This is a genomic window from Caballeronia sp. INML3B (genome assembly GCF_023631305.1).
Lineage (GTDB): Bacteria > Pseudomonadota > Gammaproteobacteria > Burkholderiales > Burkholderiaceae > Caballeronia > Caballeronia turbans.
The window spans coordinates 141,896-153,510 of record NZ_JALQDI010000039.1 but is presented as its reverse complement, the minus strand read 5'-3'; the positions used below and the strand labels follow the sequence as shown (position 1 = coordinate 153,510).

The window sequence follows — 11,615 nt, the reverse complement described above, 5'->3', positions numbered from 1 at the left end:
TCCACACACAGTATTAGTCAACTATAGTCCGATCGGCGAAAACCCTGTGATGCACTGCAAGATCGTCGTGGCGGCCGGTTTGGCGTGCTTTTCGACGTGCTCAACGCTGCAGTGCATCAATCGCTGTATGCCTTCCATGCGCGTTAAGAAGTTGCTGAACACCGGACCGCATGCCTCGATAAAAGTGTTTTGACCGCCGTGAAATCTGATATACAGTATTTCAGCGCGCCCTTGGATACGCGTTTGTGGCCGCGCGCATTCCCATCAGAGGACATCAGGAGACGCAATGAACATCCACGAATATCAGGCGAAGACGCTGCTGCGGAAGTACGGCGTCGCGGTTCCAGCGGGCCGCGTCGCCTTTTCCGCGCAGGAAGCCGCCGACGCGGCGAGCGCGCTCGGCGGGCCGGTCTGGGTCGTGAAATCGCAGATTCACGCGGGCGGCCGCGGCGCGGGACGCTTTTCGAATGATCCGGACGGCAAAGGCGGCGTGCGCGTCGTGAAATCGGTGGACGAGGTACGCGAGAACGCGCAGAAGATGCTCGCATCGGTGCTCGTGACGAAGCAGACCGGGCCGGCGGGCAAGGAAGTGAAGCGTCTCTATATCGAGGAAGGCTGCGATATCGCGCGCGAGCTGTATCTCGGCATGCTGGTCGATCGCGCCACGTCGCGCATCACGATCATGGCGTCGACCGAAGGCGGCATGGAGATCGAGGAAGTGGCGCACCGCACGCCCGAGAAGATCCTCAAGGTCGCGATCGATCCGGCGACCGGGCTTCAACCCTTTCACACGCGCCAGATCGCATTCGGACTCGGCCTGAGCGGCAAGCAGGTCAGCGCGGCATCGAAGTTCATCACGGCGCTGTATCAGGCGTTCGTCGATCTCGACGCGTCCATCGTCGAAGTGAATCCGCTCGTCGTGACCGGTTCCGGCGACGTGATGGCGCTCGACGCCAAAATCAATTTCGACGACAACGCGCTCTATCGCCATCCCGACATCGAAAAGCTGCGCGACGAAGACGAGGAAGATCCCGCCGAAATCGAAGCGGCGAAACACGGGCTGAACTACGTGAAGCTCGACGGCAACATCGGCTGCATGGTGAACGGTGCCGGCCTCGCGATGGCCACGATGGACATCATCAAGCTCTATGGCGGCGAGCCGGCAAACTTTCTCGACGTCGGCGGCGGCGCGACGCAAGAACGCGTGTCCAGCGCGTTCAAGCTGATCCTGCGCGACCCGAAGGTGCAGGGAATCCTCGTCAACATCTTCGGCGGCATCATGCGTTGCGACGTGATCGCGCAAGGCGTGGTCGCGGCGGCGCGCGAAGTCGACCTGCGCGTGCCGCTCGTCGTGCGCCTCGCCGGAACGAATGTCGATGCCGGCCGCGAAATCCTGCGCACGTCCGGTCTCACGATCATCCCCGCCGAAAACCTCGCCGATGCCGCCGACAAGATCGTCAGCGCCGTCGCCGCTGCCCAACACTAACGAGGAAGCCGACATGAGCGTTCTGATCGACAGCAACACCAGAGTCATCTGCCAGGGCTTCACCGGCGCGCAAGGCACGTTTCACTCGGAACAGGCGATCGCGTACGGCACGCGCATGGTCGGCGGCGTGACGCCCGGCAAAGGCGGCACGACGCATCTGGACCTGCCCGTGTTCGACACCGTCGCCGATGCGGTCGCGAAAACCGGCGCCGACGCATCCGTCATCTACGTGCCGCCGCCCTTCGCCGCCGACGCGATCCTCGAAGCCATCGACGCGCAGGTGCCGTTCATCGTCTGCATCACAGAAGGCATTCCGGTGCTCGACATGCTGCGCGTCAAGCGCGCGCTCGCCGGCTCGAACAGCCGGCTCGTCGGGCCGAACTGCCCGGGCGTCATCACGCCGGGGCAATGCAAGATCGGCATCATGCCGGGGCATATTCATCGGCCGGGAAAGATCGGCGTCGTGTCGCGTTCGGGCACGCTTACTTATGAGGCCGTCGCGCAGACGACCGCCGCGGGGCTCGGGCAGACGACCTGCATCGGCATCGGCGGCGATCCGGTGAACGGGACGAACTTCATCGACTGCCTCGCGCTCTTTCTCGAAGACGACGCCACCGAGGGCATCATCATGATCGGGGAGATCGGCGGATCGGCGGAAGAGGAAGCCGCGCAATTCCTGAAGGAGGCGAAGACGAAAAAACCGGTGGTCGGCTTCATCGCCGGGACGACGGCGCCGCCGGGACGCCGCATGGGCCACGCGGGCGCGATCATCTCGGGCGGATCGGGCACGGCGAGCGCGAAGATCGACGCGATGAAATCGGCGGGCATCCACGTCGCGGATTCGCCGGCCGCCCTCGGCGAAACGATGGTCCACGCGATACGTTAGTGGTTCGTCCGTTTCATCGTTCAGTCGACGCGTCGTTGCTTGCGACGACGCCCGGGCAAGCGTTGGCACTATCGGTTCTGTCATTCGGAAAGCAAAAAAGGCTGCGCGGCAAACGCCGCGCAGCCTTTTTCATTATTGAACCTCAAACCGCCATCAATCCAGAAAGTCGCAATTCGCCTCGACGAACGCCGCCAGATCCAGCGAGTGCTGCTTCACGAGCCGCTCGACCAGCTCGGTATCGCGCTTTTCCAGCGCCTCGATGATGCGCATGTGATCGACGATCGAGCGCGACGCCCGGTCGCTCTGCGAGATCGTCATCTTACGGATGGCGCGCACATGCACGAAGATGTTCTTGATCGTATCGAAGATGATTTCCGACTTCGACAGCCGCACGATCGCAGAATGGAAAGCGATATTCGCTTCCGAATACTCGTCGATGTGCTCGGCGGGCGTCGAGTCACGGAAATTGTCGAACATGTGGCGCAAGTGGGCGATTTCCTCGTCCGTTGCGCGCTGCGTCGCGAGCCGCGCCGCCATGCTTTCCAGCGCCGCCCACATATGGATCATCTCGACGATCTCGCGCTTGGTCTTGCGCAAGATGTAGACGCCGCGGCGCGGCACCGTTCGCAGGAACCCTTCCTGCTCGAGCAGCGTCATGGCCTCGCGGATCGGGGTGCGCGAGACGCCGAGCGCCTCGGTCAGCTCTTTCTCGTCGAGACGGATTTCTTCCCGCGAGCGGTAGATGTCCGCCTCGGCGATCGCCTGCCGCAGCTTCGCGTACGCCTGGTCGCGCAGCGAAACCGTGGCATTGATCGGCTCCAGCGAAAGTGTGAGCCCTGACGGACGAACGTCGGGGCGAACTTCCGGCCTGTCTACGGATTGAGTATCAGATGGCATTGATGGCTTGATTTCCCAAGTGCGGACGGCCAGCGTCGACACGCTTGCCCGAACCGCCGTTCTGGTCCTCCGCCGCAAGACCGGCGAATCGACCGTGATCCTGTGCGCGCTGCAGCATGTTCTGCGGCACCGCCGACGCAATCATAAACGTAACACCCATACCCACGGCAACCAGCGCGAATCCGACAACAACCAACAGGGCGATGCTCATCTCAGGCTCCGGTTAAATCACTCAAGAGCCCTCAGTATATGCTGCATCGCAACAGCGATGCAACATATTTTGCATCTTGTATATCAGAAACAACGTTGGTGCCTTTGTCTGCAGTTTAGGCGGCTTTTTGCGATTGCGGGAGCGGCAGCGGCTTCGCCGTGCCCTGGTTCACGCCCTCACGCAGTTTGATCAATGCGAGGACCGCATCAAGCATCGGCGTGCCTACGTGAACCAGCCGGCCGATTTCCTGCACGACCGTCATCAGCGGGTCGATCTCCATCGGGCGTCCGGCCTCGCAATCCATCAGCATCGACGTCTTGTGCGCGCCGACCGCGCCCGCGCCGTTGATGCGCCGCTCCACATCGACGCGGAAGTTCACGCCGATCTTGTCGCCGATGGCCTTCGCCTCCAGCATCATCGCCTTCGAGAGCGCGCGGGTGCCGGGATCGCTCGTCAATACGTCGAGCGTCGCGCCGGTCAGCGCGCTGATCGGGTTGAAACACAGGTTGCCCCAAAGTTTCAGCCAGATTTCGTCGCGGATGTTGTCGCGCATCGGCGCCTCCATGTCCGCCTTGGCCATCATGTCGTGCAGCGCCTGAAGACGCGGCGTGATTTCACCGCTCGGCTCGCCGATCGGAAACTTCTTCCCGTAGTGATGCTCGATGACGCCCGGCTCCGCGATCTCCGCCGCCGGCAGCAGCACGCAGCCGATCGCGCGTTCCGGTCCGAACACGTCCCATTGCCGCCCGCCGGGGTCGACGCTCTGCAACTTCGTGCCTTCCAGCTCGCCGCCGTGCTTGTAGAAGTACCAGTAAGGCAGTCCGTTGACGGCCGTGACGATCGCGGTCTCCGGGCCGAGCAGCGGCGGAATCAGGTCGACGACCCCAGGAATCGAATGCGCCTTGAGCGCGATGATCACGTAATCCTGCGGACCGAGTTCGGCGGGATTGTTCGTGCAGCGCACCTTGACGACATGCTCCTCGCCATCGATCCGCAGCTTGACGCCGTTCGCCTGCATCGCCGCGAGATGCGGTCCGCGGGCGACGAAACTGACGTCCGCACCGGCGCGCGCCAGTTGCGCACCCATATAGCCGCCGATCGCGCCGGCGCCGTACACGCAGATTTTCATGGTTCGTCTCCTGAGGGTTGTAGCCTTATAGCCTTCTGATATACAAGATACTACATTCCGTATTGAGCAAGAACAAGGCGAATCGTGCGCTCGCAAACGAGCGGAAACCCGCATGCGCAAGAGGCGCCGCGGGTGCGGATGAAGAAGGGAAAGCGCCGGTCAGGCGCCGACAGCCTGACCCGAGATGAGAGTATGCGACGAGGACGCGACGATGTGTGACCACACACTGGCCGCGCTCGCGCGCAATGCGCGGCTCTTGCGCCGCACGAGCATGATCGTGCGCGACGCGTTTGGCACGAGCGGGATGAAGCGCGTCTGCGCGCTGTCGCATGCGGCGCGCGCGTGCATCGGCAGAATGCCGACGCCAAGCCCCGCTTCGGCCATGCGCGCGACCGCCGCCGGCTGCGTGAGTTTCTGACGCACCGCGCCGGTCACGCCGTGCAGCGCGAGCGCGGCTTCGATGGCGCGAAGGCTGCCGGTATCGTCATCGAGAAGAAGCAGCGGGGTGCCGCGCAGTTGCTGCCAGTCGATGCGCGCCGCGCCGCTCAACCGATGCGATACACCGACGACCGCCGCGAGGCCGTCGGCGAAAAGCGGTTCGGCGGCGAGCTCGTCGAGATTCTCCGGCGCGGCGACGAGGCCCAGTTCCGCCTCGCCCGAGCGCACGAGTTGCAGCACGGCGTTCTGCGGCCGATCCATCATCACGATCGTGATATCCGGCAAGCGCTCGTGACAGGACGCGAGCATGGCGGGCACGACGCTCGCCGTGAGACCGCAACTGCTCGCGAGATTCACGACACGCGGCTCGCCGCCCTCCTGCGCGCGCGGCCGTAGCGTCGCTTCCAGTTCTTCGACGAGCGGCGCGATGCGCGCGAGCAGCCTGCGTCCGGTGTCGGTGAGCGCGACCTGGCGCGTGGTGCGATCGAAGAGCCGCAGTGCGATTTCGTCTTCGAGTTCTCTGATGCTGCGGCTGACTGCCGATTGCGTGATGCCGAATTCGTCGCCCGCGCGCGTGAAACTGCGATGCCGCGCGAGCGTGACGAACAATCTCAGCTGATGCAGCGATACGCTGAGCGGCGGAGATTGTTCGCGCGTCATGCCTCGACGCCTTACTGAACCGTATTGCGCGAGGCGTCCCAGCCCGTCTGGAACGACGCGTTGATCGACGATTCCGCCGACGTTTCCGCGAGCGTGTTTTCGATCCAGCGCTTGCGCATCGGCGCAAGGACGAACTTCGCGCACAGTCCCGCCGCGATCGACGTCACGGCCGCCGTGATGAACACCGCGTTCCAGGAGCCGATCGACGCGAGCACCGACGCAAGCGGCACCAGCATCGACGCCGTGCCCTTCGCGGTGTACAGCGTGCCCGCGTTGGCGGCGGCGTATTTGCTGCCGAAGGTATCGGCGCAGGTCGCAGGAAAGATCGAGAAGATCTCGCCCCAGCAGAGGAACGTCATCGCCGCGAACAGCATGAAGAGATACGGATTGTGTCCGAACTCCATCAGCCCGAGCAGCGCGACGCCTTCGCCCAGGAAGATGATGAACATCGTGTTCTCGCGGCCGATCTTGTCCGAGATGAAACCGCACAGCGGGCGCGTGAAGCCGTTGCACAGGTTATCGATGGACAGGGTCATCGCGAGCAGCGGCAGCGTCACGCCGAGAAGATTCACCGGCATCTTGGCGAAGCCGTACTCCTTCGCGATCGGCCCGAACTGCGCGGTCGCGATCACGCCGCCCGCCGCGACGAACACGAACATCAGATACAGCACCCAGAAGAGCGGCGAGCGCACCATCTGTCCTGTCGTGTAGTCGATCTTCGTCGACACGATGCGCTTGGCCGGCACGATGCCCTTCGGCGGATTCGGCCGCACGAGCATCAGCGCGAGCACGAAGATACACACGCCCTGCAGAATGCCGAAGAACATGAACGCGTGCTCGTAGCCCGAGCTCTGGATCATGTTGGAGATCGGAATCACGGTGACGGCCGCGCCCGCGCCGAAACCGGCCGCCGTCATGCCCGCCGCGAGACCGCGCTTGTCCGGGAACCACTTGAGCGCCGTGCCGACGCACGTGCCGTACACGCAGCCCGCGCCGATGCCCGCGACCACCGCCCCGATGTAGAGATGGATGAGACTCGTCGCGTGCGCGTCGATGATCCAGCCGAGCGCCGCGCAGATCGAGCCGCCGATGACGACCGGCCGCGGCCCGAACTTGTCGACGAGCCAGCCCTCGACGGGCACGAGCCATGTTTCGGTGACGATGAAGATAGTGAAGGCTGTCTGAATCGCCGCTTGTCCCCAATGGTGTTTCGCATCCATCGGAACGACGAATAGGGTCCATGCGTATTGCAGGTTGGCGACCAGCCCCATGCATATGATGCCGATCACTAGCTGGAACCATCTGTTGTGGTGACGCCCGTGCGATTGCCCGGACACAACCGTGTCTGCGCTTGCCATGTCTGTCTCCGTTATGTGTCATAGCGCTCGTGCGGCGCTTGATGTGCTGCGAGAAACCGGCGCAGTGCGTCGGCGGCGGGCGGTCGGTCAGGGAACGTGCTCGGTCCGGGCGGCGTGGGCGTGAAGCCGCTTGTCGCGCAAGTCGCGCGTATTGAAATGGGCGATCGATTCGCACATCTGGCAAACATCCGCGTCAGGCGATCGAAGATACATTTCGAGCGATTCCCAATAAGGTCCGGATGGTTGATACAGCCTTTGCAGGCTTTGCGTGCTGATCAGTTCTTCTCGTGTTGCCGCGCGGCGCTTGCCGATGCTCGGGGTTTAGCATGGCCGTCCGTGCTCACCGCGACTGTCCGCCTTACAACTATGGGGACGTGAAAGCATCGTGGGGGAGAAAAACGATTAAGGAAAGTTAGAAAAAATTATTGTATAAATTAGATATCGTTAATGGATGAAGGATTGTCGTGCTTCGCAACGCCACCCTGCGTCAATTGAAGATCTTCGAGACCGTTGCACGTCGACTGAGCTTTTCCCGCGCCGCCGAGGAACTGTATCTCACCCAGCCCGCGGTCTCGACGCAGGTGAAACAACTGGAGGAGCACGCCGGTCTGCCGCTCTTCGAGCAACTCGGCAAGAGAATCTACCTCACGCCGGCCGGGAATGAAATGCTCCATTACAGCCGGGCGATCCTCGAACAATTCCGCGAAGCCGACGACGCCATGGCGCGGCTCAAGGGCATTTCGGGTGGAACGCTCAACGTCGCGGTGATCAGCGCGGGCGATTACTTCTTCCCGCGGCTGCTTGCAGCGTTCACGCAGCGTAATACCGATGTCAGGCTCAATCTTGCGGTGCACAATCGCGAAGAACTGCTGCATCAGCTTTCTGACAACCTCACCGACCTCGCCGTGATGGTGCGTCCACCGCGCGATATGGATACGGCCAATGTGTCATTCGCGCCGCATCCGTATGTGATCGTTGCGCCGCCCGATCATCCGCTCGTCGGACGGAGGAACATGCCGCTCGAAGCGCTGGCCGACGAGCCGTTCATCGTCCGTGAGCGCGGTTCGGATACATGGAATTCGATGGAGGAAGGTTTCGCCGGCAGGCTTTCGAACCTGAACGTCGCGATGGAAATCACGAGCACGGAGACGATCAAGCAGGCTGTGATCGCCGGCATGGGTCTGAGCTTTCTATCCGCGCATACGATCAGCATGGAACTGCAGGTCGGGAAGCTGGCGGTGCTCGATATCGAGGGTTTTCCCGTGATGCTCAACTGGTTCGTCGTGCATCGGAACAATAAGCGTCTGCCGCCGGTGGCGCTCGCGTTCAAACAGTTTCTTATCGAGGAAGGCGCTGCGCAGATCGAAGCCATCACCCAGATCGTCGCGAAAACCGGCAAGCCCAACTCATAACGTTCAATGAATAGATAAGCGAAAAAAGTTTAACTGTCGTATATGGATCATGTTTTCTATCCTGCATTCATGCCCCACGGCCATACAGGAGACGATCATGAGCCATGCAACGTACAGCGATGACCGCGAAATTCAGGCGCAGGTCTGCGCATTCAATACCGCTTTCGAAGAACTCGACCTGATGTTCCGTTGGGATGCGCAGACTTATCTCTCGCTCGCATCGGCCGACAGCGACTACGGGAAAATTGCGCAATACATCGAGACCCACTCTCCGCATCTCTTGAAGGCGTATAGCGCGGAGTTTCTCTGCCAGGCGATCGTCGAGCGGAAAAATTCGACCATTGAGGCGTGCCGGCAAAACACGGTTCAGTATGAAGACAGCACGCAACGGGCGCGGCTTTGGAGAGCGCGCGACGAGGCAACGGCGCGCGTCTGAAGGCGCTTCAATATCAATAAAGGCGGCCCGGGAAATCCCGGACCGCCTTTTTGCGCTTTGTGCATTTTTACGCCTCGCCGCGGTTGCCCGCGGCGGCCTCGATCTTACGGCGTCAGCGCAACCCAGACCGCCTTCGGCTCGGTGAAGTTCTCGATGGCGACGTCGCCATGCTCGCGGCCGAAGCCGGAATCGCCGCCGCCGCCCCAAGGCAGGCGCACGTCCGTGAAGCCGTAGGTATTCACCCAGACCGTGCCCGCCTTGAGTTCGGCAGCCAGGCGATGCACGCGGCCGATATCCGCGCTCCACACGCCCGCGGCGAGGCTGTATGCGGTGCCGTTGGCGATGCGCAGCGCGTCGGCTTCGTCGTCGAAGGGGATGACGCTCGCGACCGGACCGAAGATTTCTTCCTGCGAGATACGCATTTCGTGCTCGACCTTCGCGAACACCGTCGGCTCGACGAAATAGCCGCGCTCGCCTGAGCGCCTGCCGCCCGTCACGAGCGATGCGCCCTCCCCTTTGCCGATGTCCACATAGTCCAGCACGCTCTTCATCTGCTTGGCGGAGATGAGCGGGCCCATATTGGTTTCCCGCTTCGACGGATCGCCGAGTTTGATCGTCCGCGCGCGCTCCGCGAGCCGCTCGACGACTTCGTCGTAGACCGCGCGCTGGGCGAGAATCCGCGAGCCGGCGGAGCAGACTTGTCCGGCGTTGAAGAAGATGCCGGAGGCCGCCGCGCGCACGGCGCCATCGAGATTCGCGTCCGCGAAAATCACGTTGGCGGACTTGCCGCCGAGTTCGAGCGTGACACGCTTGAAGTTGCCTGCCGCGCCCTGCAAAATGCCGCGCCCGACCGATGGCGATCCGGTGAACGTCACTTTGTCGACGCCCGGATGCGCGACGAGCGCGTCGCCGACGACCGAGCCTTTACCGGTCACGATATTGAGCACGCCCGGCGGCAAGCCGGCTTCCAGCGCGAGCCGCCCTACCATCAGCGCGGAAAGCGGCGTGATTTCGGCGGGCTTAACGATCAGCGTGCAGCCGCACGCGAGCGCGGGCGCGATTTTCCACATGCCGATCATGAGCGGGAAATTCCACGGCACGATCGCCGCGACGACGCCGACGGGTTCGCGCACGGTGTAAGTCAGCGCGTCGGGGCGCGCAGGCACGACCTGGCCGTTGATCTTGTCGCACCAGCCGGCGTAATACGCGAGCGTATCGATGGCGGCGGGCACGTCCTGGCGCTGCACGCCCGCGATCGGCTTGCCTGCGTCGAGACTTTCGAGCGCCGCGAGTTCTTCCTGATTCTCGCGCAGCAATTCGGCGAGCTTCATCAGGATCCGGCCGCGCTCGGCGGCACGGATCGCGTTCCACGGTTTGAGGGCGGCGCGCGCGGCCTGCACGGCGCGGTCGACATCGGCGGACGTACCCTGTGCCACGCGGGAAATCGGGTTCTCGGTGGCCGGATCGAGGTTCGTCGAGTACTCGCCTCCGCTCGGTGGAACGAATTCGCCGTTGATCAGCAATTCGTAGCGCTTCAGTTCCGTGGTGCTGTCCATGTCTCGCTCCGTGTGTTTTTCCGAATCACTTTATGTTGAAGCAGAAAAACCACCCATGAAAGCAAAACATTTTTATTGTTTATATAGGCCGGAATGTATGGACGGATATAGCGGCGGCCGGTTCGATCCCGGCGCAACGAGTCATCTCCTCGCCTCCTTCGACAGGCGAAGCGATACGAGCGACTCGTCGCATGGCTTCGGACATCGGGCGGCGCTATACTTGCCAGCCTTTCGTTTTTCTCGAGTCTTCAAGCAATACATATGAACGCACTACCTCCCTGCCCCAAGTGCCATTCCGCATTCACTTATGAAGATGCGGGCATGTATATCTGCCCCGAATGCGCGCACGAGTGGTCTGCGCAGACGGACACCGCATTGGAGCCCGCCGCGAAGATTTATCGGGATTGCGCTGGAAACGTCCTTCACGATGGCGACACCGTCACTGTCATCAAGGATCTGAAGCTCAAAGGCGGTGGCGGCGTCGTCAAGATGGGCACGAAAGTCAAAAACATTCGCCTCGTCGATGCCGATCACGACATCGACTGCAAGATCGACGGCTTCGGCGCCATGAGCCTCAAGACGGAATTCGTCAAAAAGGCTTGACGCACGCTTCCTTCACTGTTCGTTTGCATTCCGTATAGATCGAGATTCAACGCGAGACGCGCGCGGGCGGCCGATATCCCGGAATCTGACGCAACGCGCGGTCGCACGCCGCCGAAAGCGCGGCAAGCCGCTCGACGTTCGCGCGCATGTCGAGCTGCGTGCGCGCGATAGTCTCGCGAATCTCTTCAAGCCGGGGCAAGATGCGCTCCGCGATCACGCCGCCCTCGTCCTTTTGTTCGAGACACGCTTGTGCATCCTCGCGTGCTTCGTGCAGTTCCATCACCGAAACCTTGTTCTGCGCGAGAAGACGCGCATAGGTTTGCGCCAGTTCGCCGAGACCCATCGATTGCATTCGCGCGACGAAATCCCGCGTCGATCGATAAGCGAGCTCGCCCGCGTCATAGGCCATGAATTGAGCGTCGAGGATGGAAAGCGAGAGGCGCCCTTCGGGTGTTGCGAATTCGAGCTTGGTCGGCATGATGCGGCGGCAGGTTTTGATGTACCCGAATTCTATAAAGCCGACCGGCATGCGCTTTTCGGACG

At 62.2% G+C, this 11,615-nt stretch carries 12 protein-coding genes; 5 read left to right on the top strand and 7 right to left on the bottom strand.

Going from position 1 to position 11,615, the window contains the following annotated elements:
* The first annotated feature begins 286 nt into the window (after positions 1-286).
* Positions 287-1,486, top strand: a complete 1,200-nt coding sequence (sucC, locus tag NCS58_RS15095) for an ADP-forming succinate--CoA ligase subunit beta (RefSeq protein WP_061118263.1) — start codon at positions 287-289, stop codon at positions 1,484-1,486.
* A 13-nt stretch (positions 1,487-1,499) separates the two neighbouring features.
* Positions 1,500-2,372 carry a succinate--CoA ligase subunit alpha gene (gene sucD, locus NCS58_RS15090; RefSeq protein ID WP_061118374.1) on the top strand — a complete coding sequence of 291 codons (873 nt, stop codon included), beginning with the start codon at positions 1,500-1,502 and terminating at the stop codon, positions 2,370-2,372.
* Between the two features lie 153 nt (positions 2,373-2,525).
* Here sucD and NCS58_RS15085 read toward each other — a convergent pair whose 3' ends face one another.
* The 5 genes from NCS58_RS15085 to oxlT all read right to left on the bottom strand — a co-directional run bounded on the left by NCS58_RS15085 (position 2,526) and on the right by oxlT (position 7,065).
* The gene (locus tag NCS58_RS15085) at positions 2,526-3,269 is read right to left on the bottom strand and encodes a GntR family transcriptional regulator (protein ID WP_061118264.1); all 744 of its coding nucleotides are present in this window, start codon (positions 3,267-3,269) and stop codon (positions 2,526-2,528) included.
* Entirely contained in the window at positions 3,259-3,480 is a 222-nt protein-coding gene (locus NCS58_RS15080) for a hypothetical protein (RefSeq protein ID WP_061118265.1), read from the bottom strand. The genes NCS58_RS15085 and NCS58_RS15080 overlap by 11 nt, the downstream gene beginning before the upstream one ends.
* Before the next feature lie 115 nt (positions 3,481-3,595).
* Positions 3,596-4,609, bottom strand: coding sequence for a 2-dehydropantoate 2-reductase (locus NCS58_RS15075; protein ID WP_061118266.1), 1,014 nt, complete (start codon positions 4,607-4,609; stop codon positions 3,596-3,598).
* A gap of 159 nt (positions 4,610-4,768) precedes the next feature.
* Complete coding sequence (locus tag NCS58_RS15070) at positions 4,769-5,707, bottom strand: LysR family transcriptional regulator (RefSeq protein ID WP_061118267.1); 939 nt, start codon at positions 5,705-5,707, stop codon at positions 4,769-4,771.
* Between the two features lie 11 nt (positions 5,708-5,718).
* Positions 5,719-7,065: an oxalate/formate MFS antiporter gene (oxlT, locus tag NCS58_RS15065; protein WP_061118268.1), complete on the bottom strand. Its 1,347-nt coding sequence runs from the start codon at positions 7,063-7,065 to the stop codon at positions 5,719-5,721.
* 464 nt (positions 7,066-7,529) lie between these two features.
* On the opposite strand from oxlT, the gene NCS58_RS15060 reads away from it, so the two are divergent.
* Together NCS58_RS15060 and NCS58_RS15055 are read left to right on the top strand one after the other, a co-directional pair.
* Positions 7,530-8,477 (top strand): LysR family transcriptional regulator, encoded by a 948-nt coding sequence (locus NCS58_RS15060; protein WP_061118269.1) that lies wholly within the window; start codon positions 7,530-7,532, stop codon positions 8,475-8,477.
* Positions 8,478-8,574: 97 nt separating this feature from the next.
* Positions 8,575-8,913 carry a hypothetical protein gene (locus NCS58_RS15055; protein WP_061118270.1) on the top strand — a complete coding sequence of 113 codons (339 nt, stop codon included), beginning with the start codon at positions 8,575-8,577 and terminating at the stop codon, positions 8,911-8,913.
* Positions 8,914-9,017: 104 nt separating this feature from the next.
* On the opposite strand, the gene NCS58_RS15050 is transcribed toward NCS58_RS15055, so the two are convergent.
* Positions 9,018-10,469, bottom strand: coding sequence for an aldehyde dehydrogenase family protein (locus tag NCS58_RS15050; protein ID WP_061118271.1), 1,452 nt, complete (start codon positions 10,467-10,469; stop codon positions 9,018-9,020).
* A gap of 261 nt (positions 10,470-10,730) precedes the next feature.
* Between NCS58_RS15050 and NCS58_RS15045 the strand changes: the two genes are divergently transcribed.
* Positions 10,731-11,072 (top strand): zinc ribbon domain-containing protein YjdM, encoded by a 342-nt coding sequence (locus NCS58_RS15045; protein WP_061118272.1) that lies wholly within the window; start codon positions 10,731-10,733, stop codon positions 11,070-11,072.
* Between the two features lie 46 nt (positions 11,073-11,118).
* On the opposite strand, the gene NCS58_RS15040 is transcribed toward NCS58_RS15045, so the two are convergent.
* Positions 11,119-11,550 (bottom strand): hypothetical protein, encoded by a 432-nt coding sequence (locus tag NCS58_RS15040; protein ID WP_061118375.1) that lies wholly within the window; start codon positions 11,548-11,550, stop codon positions 11,119-11,121.
* Between the last annotated feature and the right edge of the window lie 65 nt (positions 11,551-11,615).

Coding starts and splice junctions, on each gene's coding strand:
- sucC (WP_061118263.1), top strand. CDS start 287: ATGAACATCCACGAATATCAGGCGAAGACGCTGCTGCGGAAGTACGGC.
- sucD (WP_061118374.1), top strand. CDS start 1,500: ATGAGCGTTCTGATCGACAGCAACACCAGAGTCATCTGCCAGGGCTTC.
- NCS58_RS15085 (WP_061118264.1), bottom strand. CDS start 3,269: ATGCCATCTGATACTCAATCCGTAGACAGGCCGGAAGTTCGCCCCGAC.
- NCS58_RS15080 (WP_061118265.1), bottom strand. CDS start 3,480: ATGAGCATCGCCCTGTTGGTTGTTGTCGGATTCGCGCTGGTTGCCGTG.
- NCS58_RS15075 (WP_061118266.1), bottom strand. CDS start 4,609: ATGAAAATCTGCGTGTACGGCGCCGGCGCGATCGGCGGCTATATGGGT.
- NCS58_RS15070 (WP_061118267.1), bottom strand. CDS start 5,707: ATGACGCGCGAACAATCTCCGCCGCTCAGCGTATCGCTGCATCAGCTG.
- oxlT (WP_061118268.1), bottom strand. CDS start 7,065: ATGGCAAGCGCAGACACGGTTGTGTCCGGGCAATCGCACGGGCGTCAC.
- NCS58_RS15055 (WP_061118270.1), top strand. CDS start 8,575: ATGAGCCATGCAACGTACAGCGATGACCGCGAAATTCAGGCGCAGGTC.
- NCS58_RS15050 (WP_061118271.1), bottom strand. CDS start 10,469: ATGGACAGCACCACGGAACTGAAGCGCTACGAATTGCTGATCAACGGC.
- NCS58_RS15045 (WP_061118272.1), top strand. CDS start 10,731: ATGAACGCACTACCTCCCTGCCCCAAGTGCCATTCCGCATTCACTTAT.
- NCS58_RS15040 (WP_061118375.1), bottom strand. CDS start 11,550: ATGCCGACCAAGCTCGAATTCGCAACACCCGAAGGGCGCCTCTCGCTT.